Origin of the sequence: Acetobacterium wieringae (assembly GCF_023700225.1) — a bacterium.
In the GTDB taxonomy this organism is placed as follows: Bacteria; Bacillota; Clostridia; order Eubacteriales; family Eubacteriaceae; genus Acetobacterium; species Acetobacterium wieringae.
The window spans coordinates 376,515-394,694 of the sequence record NZ_CP097897.1; the positions used below are offsets into that span (position 1 = coordinate 376,515).

Annotated in this window: 14 protein-coding genes, 2 riboswitches and 1 other annotated feature (1 of these 17 cut by a window edge); of the genes, 12 read left to right on the forward strand and 2 right to left on the reverse strand. The window is 47.5% G+C overall.

Annotation, left to right across the window (positions count from 1 at the left end):
- The first annotated feature begins 4 nt into the window (after positions 1-4).
- The 6 genes from CHL1_RS01780 (at position 5) to CHL1_RS01805 (ending at position 5,038) form a co-directional block, all read left to right on the forward strand.
- The gene (locus tag CHL1_RS01780; RefSeq protein ID WP_070369639.1) at positions 5-631 is read left to right on the forward strand and encodes a GyrI-like domain-containing protein; all 627 of its coding nucleotides are present in this window, start codon (positions 5-7) and stop codon (positions 629-631) included.
- 135 nt (positions 632-766) lie between these two features.
- Positions 767-1,480, forward strand: coding sequence for a lantibiotic protection ABC transporter ATP-binding protein (locus tag CHL1_RS01785; RefSeq protein WP_070369638.1), 714 nt, complete (start codon positions 767-769; stop codon positions 1,478-1,480).
- A 1-nt stretch (position 1,481) separates the two neighbouring features.
- Complete coding sequence (locus tag CHL1_RS01790) at positions 1,482-2,207, forward strand: lantibiotic immunity ABC transporter MutE/EpiE family permease subunit (protein WP_250934462.1); 726 nt, start codon at positions 1,482-1,484, stop codon at positions 2,205-2,207.
- A gap of 1 nt (position 2,208) precedes the next feature.
- On the forward strand, positions 2,209-2,961 hold the full coding sequence (locus CHL1_RS01795; protein ID WP_250934463.1) for a lantibiotic immunity ABC transporter MutG family permease subunit: 753 nt from the start codon (positions 2,209-2,211) through the stop codon (positions 2,959-2,961).
- A 59-nt stretch (positions 2,962-3,020) separates the two neighbouring features.
- Positions 3,021-3,698, forward strand: coding sequence for a response regulator transcription factor (locus CHL1_RS01800; protein WP_070369635.1), 678 nt, complete (start codon positions 3,021-3,023; stop codon positions 3,696-3,698).
- The gene (locus tag CHL1_RS01805) at positions 3,671-5,038 is read left to right on the forward strand and encodes a sensor histidine kinase (RefSeq protein ID WP_250934464.1); all 1,368 of its coding nucleotides are present in this window, start codon (positions 3,671-3,673) and stop codon (positions 5,036-5,038) included. The genes CHL1_RS01800 and CHL1_RS01805 overlap by 28 nt, the downstream gene beginning before the upstream one ends.
- A 316-nt stretch (positions 5,039-5,354) precedes the next feature.
- Here the strand turns inward: CHL1_RS01805 and CHL1_RS01810 are convergent, their stop codons facing one another.
- Both CHL1_RS01810 and CHL1_RS01815 read right to left on the reverse strand, forming a co-directional pair.
- Complete coding sequence (locus CHL1_RS01810; RefSeq protein ID WP_250934465.1) at positions 5,355-8,654, reverse strand: YDG domain-containing protein; 3,300 nt, start codon at positions 8,652-8,654, stop codon at positions 5,355-5,357.
- A 53-nt stretch (positions 8,655-8,707) separates the two neighbouring features.
- Positions 8,708-9,715: a hypothetical protein gene (locus CHL1_RS01815; protein ID WP_250934466.1), complete on the reverse strand. Its 1,008-nt coding sequence runs from the start codon at positions 9,713-9,715 to the stop codon at positions 8,708-8,710.
- 307 nt (positions 9,716-10,022) lie between these two features.
- A riboswitch (glycine riboswitch) is annotated at positions 10,023-10,128 on the forward strand.
- A gap of 3 nt (positions 10,129-10,131) precedes the next feature.
- Positions 10,132-10,198: riboswitch (glycine riboswitch) on the forward strand.
- A 65-nt stretch (positions 10,199-10,263) separates the two neighbouring features.
- Between CHL1_RS01815 and gcvH the strand changes: the two genes are divergently transcribed.
- From gcvH to sdaAA, 6 genes are all read left to right on the forward strand, one after another.
- Positions 10,264-10,641 carry a glycine cleavage system protein GcvH gene (gcvH, locus tag CHL1_RS01820; protein WP_070369632.1) on the forward strand — a complete coding sequence of 126 codons (378 nt, stop codon included), beginning with the start codon at positions 10,264-10,266 and terminating at the stop codon, positions 10,639-10,641.
- A 20-nt stretch (positions 10,642-10,661) separates the two neighbouring features.
- Positions 10,662-13,304 (forward strand): glycine cleavage system aminomethyltransferase GcvT, encoded by a 2,643-nt coding sequence (gene gcvT / locus CHL1_RS01825; RefSeq protein WP_250934467.1) that lies wholly within the window; start codon positions 10,662-10,664, stop codon positions 13,302-13,304.
- A 15-nt stretch (positions 13,305-13,319) separates the two neighbouring features.
- Complete coding sequence (gcvPA, locus tag CHL1_RS01830) at positions 13,320-14,666, forward strand: aminomethyl-transferring glycine dehydrogenase subunit GcvPA (protein WP_250934468.1); 1,347 nt, start codon at positions 13,320-13,322, stop codon at positions 14,664-14,666.
- Entirely contained in the window at positions 14,659-16,125 is a 1,467-nt protein-coding gene (gene gcvPB, locus CHL1_RS01835; RefSeq protein ID WP_276520468.1) for an aminomethyl-transferring glycine dehydrogenase subunit GcvPB, read from the forward strand. Before gcvPA ends, gcvPB begins: the two co-directional genes overlap by 8 nt.
- A 92-nt stretch (positions 16,126-16,217) precedes the next feature.
- Complete coding sequence (gene sdaAB, locus CHL1_RS01840; protein WP_148638003.1) at positions 16,218-16,880, forward strand: L-serine ammonia-lyase, iron-sulfur-dependent subunit beta; 663 nt, start codon at positions 16,218-16,220, stop codon at positions 16,878-16,880.
- 8 nt (positions 16,881-16,888) lie between these two features.
- The gene (gene sdaAA, locus CHL1_RS01845; RefSeq protein ID WP_250934469.1) at positions 16,889-17,767 is read left to right on the forward strand and encodes an L-serine ammonia-lyase, iron-sulfur-dependent, subunit alpha; all 879 of its coding nucleotides are present in this window, start codon (positions 16,889-16,891) and stop codon (positions 17,765-17,767) included.
- A 316-nt stretch (positions 17,768-18,083) separates the two neighbouring features.
- Positions 18,084-18,180: a binding site (T-box leader), on the forward strand; it runs 286 nt beyond the window's last position.

An 18,180-nucleotide genomic window follows, 5' to 3' on the forward strand; every position in this document is an offset into this window, starting at 1 on the left:
ATTCGTGGAAAAGGTGGAATATAAAAAGCAGTTTAAGGACTTGTACCTTCCCAAGAGGCAGCCGTTAATCATTGACGTGCCAGCAATTCCCTTTGCCCTAATTAAGGGCGAGGGGGATCCAAACGGAGACGAATTTACTGAGGCGGTGGCCGCCCTTTACAGTTTTAGTTATGCCGTTAAAATGTCACATAAGGGCAAGACGGTTCCCGAGGGGTATTATGATTATGCGGTTTTCCCCCTTGAAGGAGTCTGGGATCTGGTGGATAAGACTAAAGACAGCACCGACAAGAGCAATTATGCTTATACCATTATGATTCGTCAGCCGGATTTCTTAACGGCTGATTTGGCCAAGCGATTTCTTGATGAGGTGAAAAAGAAAAAGCCCAATCCCTGGCTTGAGGGTCTTCAGGTTGAAGAGCTAAATGAAGGACTTTGTTGTCAGATGCTGCATCTGGGCAGCTATGATGCTGAGCCGGCCAGCTTTGAACGGATGGAAACTTTTTGCAAAGACCATGGCTATTTGCGGATTGATAAAACCCACCGGGAAATCTATTTGTCAGATCCCCGCCGGACAAGCGTGGATAAACGTAAGACCGTACTGCGGTTTAAGGTTAAAAGGAACGGGGAATGACTGACCAGTTTTGACAGGATTCTTCTTTCTGCGCCCTCTACATTCAGGTAGTGATTATTTTTGAGTGAGTTTCTAATCCTTATAAATTCCTTATAGTCTCCTGATATAGTTGCTTTATCGAAAGGAGATACAACTATGTCAAATATGATTCTAACTACTGAAGCGCTCACAAAAACATATCAGGGGCAAAACGCTGTGGATAGACTTTCGCTTTCTATCCCGGAAAATACTGTATACGGATTGCTGGGGCCTAATGGGGCGGGAAAATCCACTGCCCTGAAAATGATAACCGGTATTGCAAAGCCGTCAAAAGGAGAAATACGATACAAAGGGAGGCCGTGGCAACGAAAAAATTTGTCTGAAATCGGCGCATTGATAGAAAGTGCCCCGCTGTATGGAAACCTCACAGCCTACGAAAATCTGCTGGTGAGAACCACAGCGTTAGGCTTACCGAAAACCCGAATTGACGAGGTGCTACATATCGTAGATTTAACAGGCACAGGAAAAAAGAAAGCTCGGCAATTTTCGATGGGTATGAAACAGCGCTTGGGTATTGCCGGAGCTTTGCTGAACCACCCCAAGCTGCTTATTTTGGACGAACCAACCAATGGACTTGACCCGATGGGTATTCAATCACTACGTGAATTGATACGCTCATTCCCTGCACAAGGAATCACCGTTATTCTGTCAAGTCATATTCTATCTGAGGTTGAGAACACAGTGGATAAAATCGGCATCATTGCCAATGGGCGGTTAGGCTATCAGGGAGAACTTCCCAATGATACCGCTTCACTAGAAGCCCTGTTTATGGATGTTGTTCGCATGAGCAGTAACAGGGAGGCTTACTAGAATGGTAAATATTATAAAATCCGAGCTTATAAAGGGACGCCGCAGTTTTGGCAGAAAAAGCTTAGTGCTTTTCCCATCGCTAGTTGCGCTCATGGCTATTGTATTGATGGGCGGGGCATTGACTCAGATAGGTGCGTATAACTGGTGGTATATGATATTCCTTCCGGTCACGGTGGCATTGATTTGCATTAATCTGATCGAGCCAGACAAAAGAATGCAGTTTTTCAATGTGGCTACCTTGCCTGCACCGAAGGGCCGTGTGTGGCTTGCAAAGGTTTGGACGGGTTGTTTTTATATTTTCATTGGTAATCTCATCGTTTTTGGTCTGACCACCATTTCCGGTCTTTTCTTTGGTTCTCAGTATCCTATTTGGCGGGGACTGGCTGCCGCAGTTGTCTTAACAATTGCATGGGTATGGCAAATACCTTTGGGAATGTTCTTATCCGCCAAGCTAAATTCGGTGGTGACTTTTTTGGGGATTCTTGGCGTAAATATAATTTGTTCGATTCAAGATATTGCTGGCGGCCGTTTTTGGTTTATTCCATTTGCAATACCTGCCCGCTTAATGGCACCCATACTGGGGATTAATCCCAATGGTGTGTTGATGGCTCCTGACAGCCCGCTCCATGATAGTAGTGTGGTGTTGCCCGGCATACTCATTACTTCCGTTCTGCTTGCAGGATCACTTCTGTTAACAAAGATCTGGTTTAATGGAAGGAGTGAATAGAATGAAAAAGTTTAGCATGCAACTATCTTCTGATGCCATCAGGCTATCCAAAACCCCTTTTTTTATCGTTCACCTTGCTATTCCTGTATTGGGAATTCTAGTCTTTACGGTATACCAAAGCATGACCATTTATCCTCCGGAAAAATTTACAGTAAACTATTATCAGGTGTTAACACTCATCTATCCGCTCTTAGCGGCATGGATTTGCTCAATCCTCACCGAACAAGATGTGGAAGCCGGAGGAGGGTTCCTCCTTTTGAGCGCCCCATCACGGATGAAGAACCTGCTGTCTGAACTGATCTTTTTGATTCTTGGCGGTCTTGCAGCATGTCTGATAGTTACCCTGGGCTACAGTGTTGTGGCGGTAATCAGGGTACCGGGTTTTTCAGTTCCTCTTTCTCTCACGCTTTGCATGGCTTTGCTTATTTGGGGCTGTGCTGTTTTTGAATACCTGTTTCACACCTGGCTGGGCTTTCAGTTTGGTCGGAATGTGAGCTTTGCAGTGGCTGCTGCGGAAATTCTTTTTTCTACGCTTATGCTTACAGGGCTTGGTGAAACCATTTGGTTTTATGTTCCCAGTGCCTGGGGCGTCCGGCTTGTCAGTCTGTTGTCCAGGTATTGGACGCAGGGCGATATGCGCACAGTACCCGCTATGCAGTTAGGCATAGTCGTAGCTGCAATAGTGACTTTGCTGATGCTGGCAGTTCTGTTTGTATGGTTTCACCGTTGGGAAGGGAGAAAAAACGATGAATAAATGGTCGGTTGTCTTCTTATCCCGGATCATTGTATAATTAAGAATACAGGGGGGATACGATGGCACATATTTTAGCTGTTGATGATGAACCAGAAATTCTGGCTTTTATAAAAACGGCACTGGAGCGGGAAGGTCATTTGGTGCAAACAGTGACGGCAACCTGTAAAGTATCGCCGGAAATGGCTCGTCTTGCCGACTTGATTTTACTGGATGTCATGATGCCTGGTGAAGATGGATTTTCCTATTGTAAGCGTATCCGAGACACAATCGATATACCGATTCTTTTTGTTACAGCGCGAACGGCTGAAGATGATTTGGTGCACGGTCTTGGGCTTGGCGCTGATGACTATATTCAAAAGCCGTTTTCGGTTGCGGAGCTACGGGCACGGGTGGCCGCACATTTACGCAGGGAATCCCGCAGTCATCTACACACGTTGCGCCTGGGGGATTTGGTATTGGATGTGTCCGGAAAGCGGGTGCTATATAAAAATATCGCCATTGCGTTTACCAAAAGTGAGTATGCCATCTGCGCCACCTTAATGGAACATGCTGGACAGGTGTTTTCCAAAGGCCAAATATATGAAGTGGTTTTTGGATATGATGGAGAATCAGACGAAAGTGTCATTGTGGAGCATATTAAAAATATCCGTGCAAAGCTAAAACCCTATGGAGCTGAGCCGATAGAAACCGTATGGGGGATTGGATACCGTTGGAAAAGAGAAAAGCAATCGGTTTAAAAGGCTATTTCACTCGCACGCTACTGCTGTTTTTTGTCGGAATCGTTGTTATCTTTGCATTGGCATTCATCATCCTTTTTCTTTGCATGGAAGCTGGCGTTATTGCGCCAGCCAATGCAGGAGAGAGGGAAGCCAGGGTGGAAATAGACCGGCAAAGCGAGAGTGGGATGTTCACAAATGATTTAGAACCCACTTTGTACGATTATATCTATTTTGACAAAGAGGGAAATGTAAGGGCATCTTCCCTGGAGGGAAGTACCCTTTCACAGGAGGTTTCAAGATATACAGCTGAAAACGTAACCTATGGAACAGGCGTGTATGTATTCTATGAGGATGGAAGCCGTTGCCTTTTCACTTGGCGCTATGTGGCTAGCTTTACCAATCCAACATTGCAAAACGTTTTGCCCAATGCGGAACTGATCATGTTGTTTTTGGCAGTTATGGCATCGGTCTTATTTTTCCTGCTTTTTGTTCGTAGCATGGGTCGAAAGCTGGGTAATAAGTTGGCCTTGGTAGAAAATGCCAGCAAACAAATCGCACAGCAAGACCTGGATACACCAATCACCACATCTGTGGGCATAAATGAATTTAACCACGCGCTGCAATCAATGGACGACATGCGGAGCATTCTGAAAGATACGCTTATCAGACAATGGGAATCGGAACAGCAACGCAAACAAGAAATTGTCGCCCTTGCCCATGACATAAAGACACCGCTGACAGTAATCAATGGTAACGCCGAACTACTTTTGGAAGATACTTTGGAAGAGAAACAGGCAGCGCTGGTTAATTCTATATTTAGCGCAGGAATGCGGGTACAGCAGTATGTGGGTGCTTTGCAGCAGGTATCCATTATTGATATGGATAATGAAGTAATGGAGACGATTGATATTGTCCCAATGTTGGGCGAACTTAACGCGATTCTATCTCCACTGGCTAAAGATAAGTCAATATCGCTCGAGTATGTGTATAGCGAGAATTTACGCCCAATAATGGTTTACCCTTCCATGCTGGCCCGCGCGCTGATCAACATTGTCGAAAATGCGATACGCTTTACTAAAACCGGAGGATATATTACTATTTCTGCATGCCAAAATGAACAGGAAACATTATTTAGCGTTCAGGATCAAGGGCCTGGCTTTTCAAAAACAGCGATACACCATGCAAAGGAAATGTTCTGGCAACAGGATACAAGCCGGACAGGTAGTCGAAATTATGGAATTGGCCTTTCTATTGCCGAAAAAGTGGCACAAAAACATTCAGGACAGTTGTTCTTAGAAAACACCCCACAAGGTGCCTGTGTAAAAATTGTTGTCTCTTCTAAACAGTGTCGGCAATAGTTAATCCAAAACATTGGCCCAGATGGCAAGACACCTTCCTAAAGGGCGCTTTTCTTTTTCGGACGCTGTCTCCAGTACTGGAAGTTATGATAATTAACCTGATTTACTTCACACAATTTTTTTCTGCTCTAATCCGCTGCGCTCCTAGGCTTCTATACTCCCAACCCATTTTTTATGATTTATCTCTTTTTCACTGTTTAACATAAAAATCACCTTCAGCTTTATACTGAGGTGATTTTAGCAGATTCTATTCTGTTTGGGTATGTGGGATACAATTGACGCTTACAATTGAATCTCTTGAATCTGATTGCTGGATTTAGTAGGCGAACAGGACGATAGTAGAGCCATTGTAATCGATCAACTCACTGGTAAAAGTGGATAACGGCTTCGGAGCGGTACAAATACTAGTAGCTCCCGAACCGCCAAAAAGACTTTTGTAGAGGTTGCCGGAACTGTCCTGATAGATCAGGTATTCTTTACTGTCATTATCTTTATAATAGGTAGGGTTGATCGGTGCTCCACTGCCTTGAAGGGTTACCTTCGATTGGCTCTCAGGTGCCCATTCTTGATTAGACCAAAAATAAATCATTCCATCAGAACCGACCGCCAATGGCGTGCCATCCGCATCAAGGCCAAAGACCTGGTAGCCTGATAAAATATTTGCACCATCATAATTAGTTGTGTTAAGTAGGCTAAAGTCTTTAATGGCAGTTGCATCTACAGCAGTCGTAGCGGTATAAATTTTTCCATCGGAGCCAAGTCCGTAGAAGGTTCCAATACCGTCAGTGCTGTATGTACACATAAAGAGTTTCATCCCGTCTGGCATGGTCAGGGTTTGGTAATCGCCCCAAGTTTTACCCCATGAAGACCAGCTACTATCACTGAAACTAGCGGTAACCAAGCCGCTTTTCGGTAGAATCTTGCCAGTTGCAGTTTTTGTTTCCATCTGATAATTACCGGCATCAGTCCCGCTCAGGGTGGGGGTTAAGCGGATCTCGTACCAACTATCATCCGGTGTGACGGCTGAAGTTGGTGCATTTCCAGAATAGTATTCCCCGCTACAGGCAGCTAGCGACACGGTATCACCTGCAACAATCCCGGAATATGAGTCGGTGGCGGGGCTGATTTTCGCATCGATGACTATGGCCGAAGTCTTGCCATCCCATTTTTTAAGGGTTTCCAGCTGGAGGCTGTCGTCGTAAGATAACATCCTTTTGTCGATACTGGCCGTGATTGTACCAGTATTCGGGGGCGGGGCCAGATAATTGGTGGAATTAACCGTATAGGTTATCGTGACCGGCTTATTGGCACCGGCATTTTTATCATTAAAGGTGGCAGTCGCGGTGACTTTGGCTGTTTCACCTGAAAGGATGCCGTTAACGTCAGATGTGACATCCTGATCTTGAATATAAACGCCATTGAGTTTTACTGTTTGAGTGCTGTCGTAAGTTTTAGATGCGTAACTCGAAATATTATCAGGCAAGGCCCCGGTATAATTTAGCTGAATCGGATTGATCTTACCGCTACTGATCAGGGGATCGATCAGGTAATTGCCGGCATCAGGGCCGGAAAGCGAAAAGCTGGTAGTGATAGTACGGTTACCGGCATCGGCGCTATCATAATGGCTTGAAGCCGTCGCGGTGACCTGCTCGTTGCCGATAATCCCGGTCATGCCAGTACCGCCCGTGATGGTGGTGAGAGTAGAGCTGGCACTGACGTTGCCATCATAGTCTTTCTCGGTTTGTAGCCCCATCGCTTCAGCGGTAACCGATAGTTTCTTCTTGGTAATGCTGCCGCCATTTGTCGTGCCGGTTAAGCTGGATTGGTTATCAGCAAAAACATAATTGCTGGCTGAAGTGCCTTCCAGAGTAATGGTGTACTTGATGTAAAGATTAGCTGCATCTGAGGGCTTACTGGTTTCAGTTTGACAAGCGCTGTCGGTATAGTATTTTGAGTCTACTTTGGATAAAAGTGTTTTGCCTGCTTCAGAGGCAAATAGACCGTTGTTATCGCTGCAGCTGACATTTACATTCAGTTTAGCGGTGCTGGTACCGTCATATTCTTTTGTTTTTTCTGACACGGTTCCGGTATTTAGCGTCAGTGGGGTAATGGCAGCGGTTTTGCTGTGATCATCGGGCAGTGGCTGATAATTCCCGGCAGCATCCCCAGAAAGGGTGTAGCGGATGGTTATTGGCTTAGCGGGGCCAACATCCTTGCCGGTATCATAGGTGGCGGTTGCGGTGACTGTCACCTTGCCGGTGTCAGCAGCGGCAATATTGCCAGCCAAGATGGGCATATTATAAATTGGATTGCTGTTATTTGGCCCGGCAAAGGCATCAGCGGTGCTGTCGTAGGCTTTGGCCATCGGGGTGGGAGCGACTATTGACAATGGCCGTGCGGTGATACTGGCGTCGTTGATGGTTTCGGTTGCGGTGATCTGATAGCGACGATTGGCCGAGCTGCTGTCAATTGAATAGCTAACCGTAATGGTTCGGTTGCTGCCGACGTTTTGATTATCGTAGGCAGCGGTGGCCGAGACGATAATGTTGGGGTCGGCTGCGACACCGGTTGCTACGCTGATCACGTTATTGCCAGCTTCAATTTTGCCATTGCCATTAAACACGTCAGTGGTGCCATCATAGATTTTGCTTTTATTGATATTCAGGCTGGTGCAAGAGACCGTCAGGATTTTTTTAGTAATGGTTCCGGTACCCGGGTGTTCGGCCGGGGCGCTATAATTACTGGCATCGGTTCCCGTAAGAGTATAGTTGCAGATTACCGGTTTATTGGTTCCCACGTCAACCGCATCGGTTTGACCAGTGGTGTTCTGATAGGTGGCAGTCCGGGTGATTGTAAGATTATCAGAGGCAAGCTGGCCAAGGGCTTCAGTAATTTCGGTGTTAAGGGTTGCCGTCCCGTCAAATTCCTTTGCGATGGGTGCTACCGGACTACTCAGGACTTTCTTTCCAATCTCGCCCTTGACCGTCGTGGACGCCGGGGGATTGTATTTGCCGGCATTGGTTCCCGATAAACGGTAGGTGATCGTGATGGTTTTATCTGCTTCGGCATTTTTGTCGCTATAAACAGCGGTAGCCGAGACCTGGACATCATCGCCAGCAACAATTCCAGTGATGGCTGCTGCATCGAGTAGCTGATTGGTTACATCGGTGGCGGTATTGCCATCATAGGTTTTAGATAGGCTAACAGTTGGGGCAGTGGTCACACTCAGACTGATTTTGCTCGGTGGGGTATAACCGCCACCGCCGGGTTGGGGTGTGGGTTCTGGGATCACGGGCGGCACTACTACCTCGGGGTCAACCGTATAATTATCGGGAGCCTTTTCAAAGCTGACATTGTCTGAGGAAATCTCGGCTTTGCTGATCCTACCGCTACCAGTGATATTAGTGGGTGCCGACAAGGCCAGGTTTGTTACGGCGGTGGTACTACCAAGTTCAATGGCGGTATTTTGACCGTCTTCGCCGACATCCAGGGTTTTAATGCTGGTCTGCCCCTGGGTTTTAATCACCGCATTGGGAGCATTGACTGTGACTGAATCGAACTCGCCTTCAAGAATCAGGGTTTCGCCAGCAGCGTTTTCGCTTAGGACAACTGGCACTCCATCAAGGCCGGTGGCAACAATCCGGACACCGCCGTCAGGAGCCTGTTCAATCAGAATTTTTGAATAGTCGCCACCGTTAATGTGAATACTGTTTTTGCCGCCGCCTGAACCCGTAGTTCACCGGAAACAGTGACATTGTTCAAGGTCACGTTACCGTTGCCTACGGCCTCATCAATGATCAGATTGCCATCAATTGTTAAGTTCTGAAGCGTCACATCACCGGTAGTGATAATTACATCCTGATTGATCGATTCGCTTCCGCTACTTGGTCCATAGCTACCGGCTTTACTGTAAATGGTTGATTGGGTCAGATCTTCAAGCTGGTTCATCGCCTTTTGGATAATTGCAATGGCGGTGGTGATTTCAGCGGAACTGCTTTGCTCATCAATCTTGTTTTGAGAAACAACAGATTGCAGATTATTCCAGGAAGTTTTGCTAAAGTCGGATTCGTTTAAACTTTCAATTTGTTTTATCAGGGCAGTGTAGGCACTTAAATCGGTGCCAGTCGTGGCATCCTTGACAATTTCCAGTTTTAATGCTTCAAGACGAAGCGAGCTGCCAACGGTACCAAGCTGTTCACCATCGAGGAACCATTCTTCCGAAGCGGATGGCAAGTCGCCAATATTCTGGACATGACCGTGGTAACGGACGTGATAACCGGATACCTGTTTGCCGGTGGTGTCAAGCAGAACAATTTTGATCGCTTCAATGCGCAGTCCCTTGCCACGGGTGCCAGCATAGTCGCCGTTTTTGGCCCAAGTGCTGGGATCATTTTCATCATAGAGCCAGCCGAGGTTTTGAACATGGACGTTGTAACGTAGTTCAATCTCCGAGGCCACGTCCGCATCGGGTTTTAATTCGAAGCCTTCAATTCGTTTACTCTGGCCAACAGTGCCAATTATCTCCGGGCTTTCGATCCAGGTGTGATCGGCAGGATAATCACCTAAGTTTTCAATGTGGCCGCGGGATAAAACCGGAATGATGTCAGTCTCGGCAAAGACCGTTTGAATTGGGATGAAGAGGGCAAATAAGAGCAGGGTAAGTAGTGTTTTTTTCATGAATGTTCTCCTTACAGGTTTACGCTAAATTGAGTGAATATCGTATCGCATCATCACTTGAATTCTACATTTAAAGCTAGTTTATTCTAACAGATATTAAAGTGTATACGCATAACAATTCACGAAGAAAACAGCCGTTTCGCGAAAGTGGGCGGCTATTCGGGTAAAGGACAGTTACAATAAAAATAGCCACCGTTTGAAATAATATGGTTTCAGTGGTTGACAATTACCGGGGCAGCAGTGTATACTCACAACAACTTGATAAATAGATCAGGCTGAAGAATACAATTAAACGATGGTATGATGAATGATGGATACGGGAGAGACTGCAGAGTGTGCAGCACCGAAGGAATAAGCTGGTATTAGCCATAATATCGGAGATGATCTCAGGTAAAGAGGACCGCATCTGGACATCTCTCTGGAAAGCGAAGACGCACCGAAGGGGCAACTTTAAAACAGGAATCTCTCAGGTCAATAACAGAGCAGAAGGCACTAGCTTTCTGCTTTTTTTGTTTTTTTGTAAAATTAGAAAAATGGAGGATTGAAAAATGAGAATTGTTGAAGGGTTGAAGTATTCAAAGGATCATGAATGGGTTAAAGTAGAAGGCAATCGGGCCACCATTGGGATTACCGATTACGCCCAACATTCCCTGGGGGACATTGTTTTTGTTGAATTGCCGGAAGTGGGTGATCATATCGATAAGGATCAAACCTTTGGGGTGGTCGAATCGGTTAAGGCGGCTTCCGATATTTATTTGCCGGTGGCCGGAACGGTCGAGAAAATTAACGAAGCGCTGAATGATGAGCCAGAGCTGATTAATACCGATGCCTTTGAAAACTGGTTGATTTGTGTTGAAATGGATGATCCCACAGAAGTTGATGACTTGATGGACGCAACCGAGTACGAAGCGTTTTGTCAGGAATAGAAAGCGTGCGAGATCAGCAAATGGGAGATTTAAAACACACCGTATTATATGACAATCACGTCAAAGCCGGAGCCACCTTGGTAGATTTTGGGGGCTGGGAGATGCCAATTCAGTATCCCCATGGCATTGTTGATGAGCATCTCCATACCCGGATTAAAGCGGGCATCTTTGATGTTTCACATATGGCCCGCTTCATCATCACCGGAAAAGAGGCCACCGCTTTTTTACAGTATGTCCTGACCAACAATGTTTTTGCGCTGGATCTGCTTCAGGCCCAGTATACGATGATTCCCAACAAAAACGGCGGTGCCATTGATGATGCCTACCTTTACCGCTTTTATGAAGATCGCTACCTGCTGGTAGTGAATGCGGCCAACGCCGACAAAGATTGGCAGCATCTGAATAATGAAATCAAAGCCTTTGATGCCCAAATAACAGATCAATCCGCTGAGCTGGCGATGATTTCACTGCAAGGCCCGGAAGCCAAGAATATTTTAAAAAAATTGACCGGAAGCGAATTTTTGACCGAACCCCTTAAGAATGCATTGGGAATTCTTAATTACCACGGGGCCCCCCTCCTGATTGCCCGAACCGGCTATACGGGAGAACCCCTGGGTTTTGAACTGTTTGCCAAGGCGGAGCAAAGCCCGGAAATCTGGGAAAAGCTGCTGGGATTGGGTGCCATGGCCGTCGGTCTGGGGGCCCGGGATACATTAAGACTGGAAGCCGGTCTGCCGCTATATGGACACGAACTGGGACTGGATAACGAGGGTCAGGAGATTCCGATTTTCTCCTGTCCACTGGCTAAATTTGCTGTCAGCTTTGCCGAGGATAAGGGTAATTATCTGGGGCGGGAACCACTTCGGGAACAGTATTGCGGCTTTAAGGCCATCATGGAACGGGATTTTAGCGATTTATCCAAACTGCCCAGAATTGTCAGATCGTTGGCGATTACCGGCAAAGGTGTAGCCCGGGCCGGATGCAAGGTTTTTAAAGATGGCAGGGAAGTCGGCGTGATCACCAGTGCCACCATGGTACCCTATTTAAAAGCCGAGGGCTATGGACTGGATAGCAAGATAACCGATGAAAAAGCGATGCGTGGGATTGGTCTGGCGCTGCTTGATGGCGATGTCGAAATCAATGATCCGGTGGAGGTCGAAATCCGCAACAAACGGGTGGCGGCGGTGATTGTGCCATATCATTTAAAAAGTGATGCGCCCCCGTATGCCCGCCCGATTCTTTATGGCGTGGAGGTAACAAGACAGTTTGAAAGCGCCGCCAATTATCCCGGCAAAGCCCTCAATCTGCTAAAGAAGAGCCTTGACAATACCCATCACCGGCAGTATGAAACCATTAACCTGATTCCGTCGGAACAGGCTCATTCGTCAGCGGTACGGTTGTTATCAGTGATGGATCCGTCGTTTCGCTACGCAGAGCACAAAAAAACCAAATCCTTTTATGATTATGACGTTTTTTATTATCAGGGAACAGCTTTTATCGACGAGATTGAATATTTGCTGATGGAAGAATTCAAGCAGTACTTTAACTGTGCCGAGGTTGAAACTCGGGTAATCAGCGGGCAAATGGCCAATACGGCAGTCTTTAGTGCTTTGATGGATTACAAGAATCGGGTCAACCGTAAGGTTGAGGCCAAGCGGTTGGGCTATATCCTGAACAATCATATTATCCGTGGTGGTCATTTAAGCGCCCAGCCAATGGGTGCCCTGCATGACTATATCGCCGTCGATCCCCGGACGGAAAAAACGGCAGTTGTCAATTTCCCGGTGGAGCCCGATAACCTCTTTAAGATCGATGTCGAAGAAACCAAAAAGGTCATTGCGACGTATCGTCCAGAATTAATTATCTTTGGTAAGAGCATGGTTCTGCACAAGGAACCGGTACAGGAAATACGCCAATTTATCGATGATCAGAAGCTCAATGCGGTGATTATGTATGACATGGCCCACGTCCTGGGACTGGTTGGTGATTATTTCCAGGATCCCTTTAAAGAAGGGGCTGAGCTGGTGACTGGTTCCACCCATAAAACATTTTTGGAACCCAGCGTGGGGTCATTGCCCGGAAATTATGACAAGGATGATTATAAGTATGGCCTTTGGGAAACCATCGAGACTCGGGCGTTTCCAGGCAGTGTCAGTAACCACCATCTGGGCACGATGTTGGGTCTGTTAATGGCGGCCTACGAAATGAATTATTTTAAAGATGATTATCAGCGCACTGTCATCGAGAATGCCAAATATTTTGCCAAAGCGCTGGCTGAAGCTGGTCTTGATGTGGCCGGTGATCCACAGATTTCCTATACCGAGACCCACCAGGTGGTGGTGCGGGTTGGTTATGGTATCGGTCCGGAAGTGGCGAGACGTCTTGAAGAAAGCAATATCATCATTAATTATCAGGCAACACCGGAGGAAGAGGGCTTCACTGCTTCCGGTGCAATCCGCATTGGTGTTGCTGAGATGACCCGCTTTGGCTTTACCAGGGAAGCCTTTAAAGAGACGGCTGAGCTGATGGCCGATGTGATTTTGCGTAAAAAAACAGTGGCGGAAGACGCTAAAAAGCTCCGCAGCCAGTTTACTACAATGAAATACTGCTTTGATGATGAAGCGATAGCAGAACAACTTGAAAAACTGAAAGCCACACTTTAAAGGAGGAAAACACCGATGGCATCTTATTTATCAACAACCGGAGAAGAACAACAGGCGATGCTAAAAAAGCTGGGTCTGACATCCCGGGACGCACTCTTTGCGGACATCCCCGGGGCAGTCCGGCTGGACCGGGAACTGGCGTTGCCGGAAGCCCTGTCAGAAATGGAGTTGATCACCCTGATGCGGGAGCTGGCACAAAAAAATACCAACCTGGACAGCTACGCCTGTTTTTGGGAGCCGGGGCGTATGATCATTTTATTCCCAGTGTTGTTGGCAAGTCTGACCTCCCGACAGGAATTCTACACGGCTTACACACCCTATCAGCCGGAAATCAGTCAGGGCACCCTGCAGGCAATCTTTGAGTTTCAATCGATGATCTGTGAGCTGACCGGAATGGAGATTGCCAATGCGTCAATGTACGATGGCGCCACGGCACTGGCCGAAGCGGTGGCAATGGCTGTCAGTCAGACGGGTCGGGACGAAGTTCTGATTGCCAGCACCGTTGCTCCCGAGCATCGCCAGGTGGTGCAAACCTATGCCCGCTTTAAAAATGTGCAGGTGAGAGAAATTGGTTTTCAAAATGGTACCATCGATTTAAACCAGCTTGAAGCCTTATGCAGCGCGCAGACTGCTGCGGTGATTGTGCAAAGTCCGAACTTTTTTGGCGCTATTGAAGAGTTGAACCAGGTGTCAGCCCTTGCCCATCAACAAAAAGCCTTGTTTATTGCTGCCGTCGATCCCATTTCTTTGGCAATTCTTAGATCTCCCGGCGAATTGGGGGCCGATATCGTGGTTGGAGATGGTCAGTGCTTGGGGAATCCAATCAGTTTCGGCGGGCCGGGACTGGGTTTTATGGCAACAACCAAGGCTCTGATGCGAAAATTGCCTGGTCGTGTGGTTGGAGAAACCACTGACCATGACGGCAAACGGGCTTTTGTCTTAACCCTTCAGACCAGAGAACAGCATATCCGGCGGGATAAGGCGACGTCCAATATCTGTTCGAATCAGGCTCTGAATGCCTTGGCAGCAACGATTTATCTGACGTTACTGGGCAAGGCGGGGCTAAAAGAGGTGGCTACCCTATGCCTTCGTAAAGCCCATTATCTCTATGACAGGCTGATTGCCACCGGAAAATTTACCCCGGCTTTTACAGCCCCATTCTTTAAAGAGTTTGCAGTTATCGGCACAACTGCACCGGAAGACTTAAACAAAGATCTGCTGGGGGATGGAATCATCGGCGGTTATGAATTAAAAAAGGCCTATCCGGAGTTTGAGTATGGCTGGTTGCTGGCGGTCACTGAAAAACGAACCCGCCAGGAAATGGATCAGCTGGTAGAAAAGGTGGTGAAGCATTGTGATTAAACAAGAAGCGCTTATTTTTGAAAAGTCGGTTCCGGGAAGAAAAGCCGATATTCTGCCAATGTGTGATGTTCCCGAGCTATCCATTGATTCCATGATCCCTGAAGCGTTTTTACGTACAGAAGAAGTGGCCTTACCGGAGGTCAGCGAGATCGATACAATCCGCCACTTTACGGCCCTGTCGCAGCTGAATCATGGGGTTGATTCGGGTTTTTATCCCCTAGGCTCCTGTACCATGAAATATAACCCCAAAGTTAATGAAGCGGTGGCTCAGTACCGTGGTTTTACCGGGGTTCACCCCTATCAGCCCGAGCAGACTGTTCAAGGCTGTCTGGAAGTGCTTTATCAAACCGATCGAATGCTGGCAGAGATTACCGGAATGGAACGGGTATCGCTGCAACCCGCGGCTGGCGCCCATGGCGAAATGGCGGGACTGATGATCATTAAAGCCTATCATCAGCACCGAGGTGATACCAAGCGACAAAAAATTGTCGTGCCGGATTCATCCCATGGCACCAATCCGGCTTCGGCGGCGGTTGTTGGTTTTGATGTCATCGAGGTGAAGTCCAATCCGGCTGGTGGGGTTGATCTTGAAGCACTGCAGGCGGTGATGAGTGATGAAATTGCCGGACTGATGCTGACCAATCCCAGTACTCTGGGCTTGTTTGAAGAAAATATTGTCGAAATAGCGAAGATCGTCCATCAGACAGGAGGCCTGCTCTATTATGACGGTGCCAATATGAACGCCATCATGGGCAAAACCCGCCCGGGTGACATGGGCTTTGATGTGGTACATCTCAATCTCCACAAAACCTTTAGCACACCTCATGGCGGTGGCGGCCCGGGTTCAGGTCCGGTGGGAGTCAAAAAAGAATTGGTTCCCTTTCTGCCAGGGCCGGTAGTGGAAAGCGGCACCAATGGCTATTATCTTGATGGTGACCGGCCGCTGTCAATTGGCCGGGTTAAATCGTTCTATGGTAATTTTTTAGTGGTCGTTAAAGCGTTTTCCTACATCCGTTCATTAGGGGCAAAGGGACTACGGGAAGCTTCAGAAATGGCGGTGCTAAATGCTAACTATATCCGTGCTGGGCTCTGTGAGGATTATGAATTGCCATTCGGAAAAACCTGTATGCATGAAGTTGTTTTTTCAGCTCAAAAGCAGGCAAAAGCCGGTGTGTCGGCACTTGATATTGCCAAGCGTCTGATTGATTTTGGCTATCATCCGCCGACGATCTATTTTCCGTTGATTGTCAAAGAAGCACTAATGATTGAACCAACCGAAACCGAAAGCAAAGAAACCCTGGATGCTTTTATTGCGGCGATGAAACAGATTGCCCGGGAAGCCAAAGAAAATCCTGAAGTAGTAAAATCGGCACCCCATGATACCATTGTCGGGCGGTTGGATGAGGTAAAAGCAGTACGTAAACCAGTTCTTAAATTCAGTCAGAAGGCGGATGCTTAAAAAAGAGTGTTCAGGGTAAGAAAATAAAAAAGATGGCATCGTTGAGGAGAGGTAATTAAAAGTCTGGCTGATGCCAAAAGAGTGAGGTTGGGATGAATGTATTTGACATTATTGGACCGATTATGGTGGGCCCCTCCAGTTCCCATACGGCCGGAGCGGTGCGGATCGGAAAAATCGCCCGGGCGGTGTCCGGTGGGCAGCCAGCGACGGTGACGATAGAGCTCTATGGTTCGTTTGCCCAAACCTATAAGGGCCACGGAACCGATAAGGCAATTATTGCTGGCTTATTGGGGATGGCTCCGGATGATGAACGCATCAAAGACAGTCTGGAGCTGGCTCGGGACCTGGGCATGGCCTTTAAATTTAAAAAATCCGGCAACAAAGCGGTTCATCCCAATACGGCTCTGATTGCAGCGGTTGATTCACAGGGCAAAAAAACCATTGTCCAGGGATCATCGGTGGGTGGTGGCCGAATTGTGGTCAACCGGATTAATGAGATCAATGTCAAGTTTAATGGCGAATACTACACTCTGCTGGTGCCCCATCATGATACGCCGGGAATGATCGCGGCAGTGACCAATTTGCTGGCTGATCAGGGGATCAACATTGCCGAGATGAACATGTATCGCTCCCAACGGGGCGGTGAAGCAATGATGGTGATTGAAACCGACCAGGCCATTAACGAAGAACTGGTCAGTTTAATTGAAGCGGTGAACTCTGTAAAAAAGGCGGTTTTAATCAAACCAATCTATTAGGAGCGAAGATGATAAGTTATGATTCCGTACAGGAACTGGCAGACAAGGCGACAAAAAAAGGAAAACCTATTTCGGCCTTGGTTCTGGCCGATCAGGCGCTGCAGATGGAAAGATCCCAGCAAGACCTGATCGAAGAAATGAATAAAAGCCTGCAGGTGATGGCCGAAGCCGCAAGTAAAGGCTTAAACAGCGGGAGTAAGTCAGCCAGTGGTTTGAGTGGCGGGGATGCGCTTAAAATGAAACAAGCCATTCATGCTGGCCAGTCCCTCGGCGGGATGGTGCTCAGCGAAACGCTGGCTAAGGCCCTGGCCATTGCCGAAGTGAATGCCTGCATGGGGCGAATTGTGGCAGCCCCCACCGCTGGTTCCTGCGGGATCATTCCGGCTCTTTTGCTGACCTTGAAAGAAGCATACGATTTAACCGAAGCGCAGGTGGTGATGAGTCTTTTTACCGCCGCCGGGTTGGGTATGGTAATTGCCAAAAAAGCCAGTATATCCGGGGCTGAAGGTGGCTGTCAGGCCGAATGTGGCAGTGCTGCGGCGGCAATGGCTGCAGCGGCAGCGGTTGAGCTGATGGGCGGTACCCCGCAAATGTGCGCCCATGCCTGTGCCATTGCCATAAAAAGCGTACTGGGGCTGGTCTGTGATCCGGTGGCCGGGCTGGTCGAAGTGCCCTGTGTCAAGCGCAATGCCAGCGGGGCGGCCAATGCCCTGATTGCTGCAGAAATGGCCCTGGCGGGTATTGAGAGTGTCATACCGGTGGATGAGGTGATTGCCGCCATGAAAGACATTGGGGATGCGATGCCGAAAACGCTCAAAGAAACGGCAGAAGGCGGACTGGCCGACACCCCCACAGCGAAGAAAATGGCCCGGGAGATTTTCCGCTAATTCTGGCCGGGATCATTATGTGTAACGGACAAGCAGGCAATCAGATTACAACCAGACATGGCATGGATGGCGGTGTAAAAAGATTGGGCGTTTTTAGAAATAAAGAGCATTGTCTTTCATCTTTCTTTAACATCTGCTTAAATAAATGAAAAGTTACAGAGAAAGTTAAGCTTAACAATTTATAATTTGTGAAGTGAGAAAAGTTTCGACATCTTTTTTCACTTCACTATCATTGGCAGCTGTTTATAAACGGCTGCTTTTTCTGCTTTATTGGGTTGACAAACGGGTTTGATTCGTTTATGATGAATAAAATATCAGAAAGACGTAGATGCGGAATAGTAGTTGTTGGATGATTTGCAGAGATCTGCTGGGTGGTGTGAAGCAGAAATCAGAAGATGATGAACTCACCTCGG

Excerpts from the sequence above, each read along its gene's own strand:
- CHL1_RS01795 (WP_250934463.1), top strand. The coding sequence starts at position 2,209 with ATGAAAAAGTTTAGCATGCAACTATCTTCTGATGCCATCAGGCTATCC.
- sdaAB (WP_148638003.1), top strand. The coding sequence starts at position 16,218 with ATGAATGTATTTGACATTATTGGACCGATTATGGTGGGCCCCTCCAGT.
- gcvT (WP_250934467.1), top strand. The coding sequence starts at position 10,662 with ATGGGAGATTTAAAACACACCGTATTATATGACAATCACGTCAAAGCC.
- CHL1_RS01785 (WP_070369638.1), top strand. The coding sequence starts at position 767 with ATGTCAAATATGATTCTAACTACTGAAGCGCTCACAAAAACATATCAG.
- CHL1_RS01800 (WP_070369635.1), top strand. The coding sequence starts at position 3,021 with ATGGCACATATTTTAGCTGTTGATGATGAACCAGAAATTCTGGCTTTT.
- sdaAA (WP_250934469.1), top strand. The coding sequence starts at position 16,889 with ATGATAAGTTATGATTCCGTACAGGAACTGGCAGACAAGGCGACAAAA.
- gcvPA (WP_250934468.1), top strand. The coding sequence starts at position 13,320 with ATGGCATCTTATTTATCAACAACCGGAGAAGAACAACAGGCGATGCTA.
- CHL1_RS01815 (WP_250934466.1), bottom strand. The coding sequence starts at position 9,715 with ATGAAAAAAACACTACTTACCCTGCTCTTATTTGCCCTCTTCATCCCA.
- gcvH (WP_070369632.1), top strand. The coding sequence starts at position 10,264 with ATGAGAATTGTTGAAGGGTTGAAGTATTCAAAGGATCATGAATGGGTT.
- CHL1_RS01790 (WP_250934462.1), top strand. The coding sequence starts at position 1,482 with ATGGTAAATATTATAAAATCCGAGCTTATAAAGGGACGCCGCAGTTTT.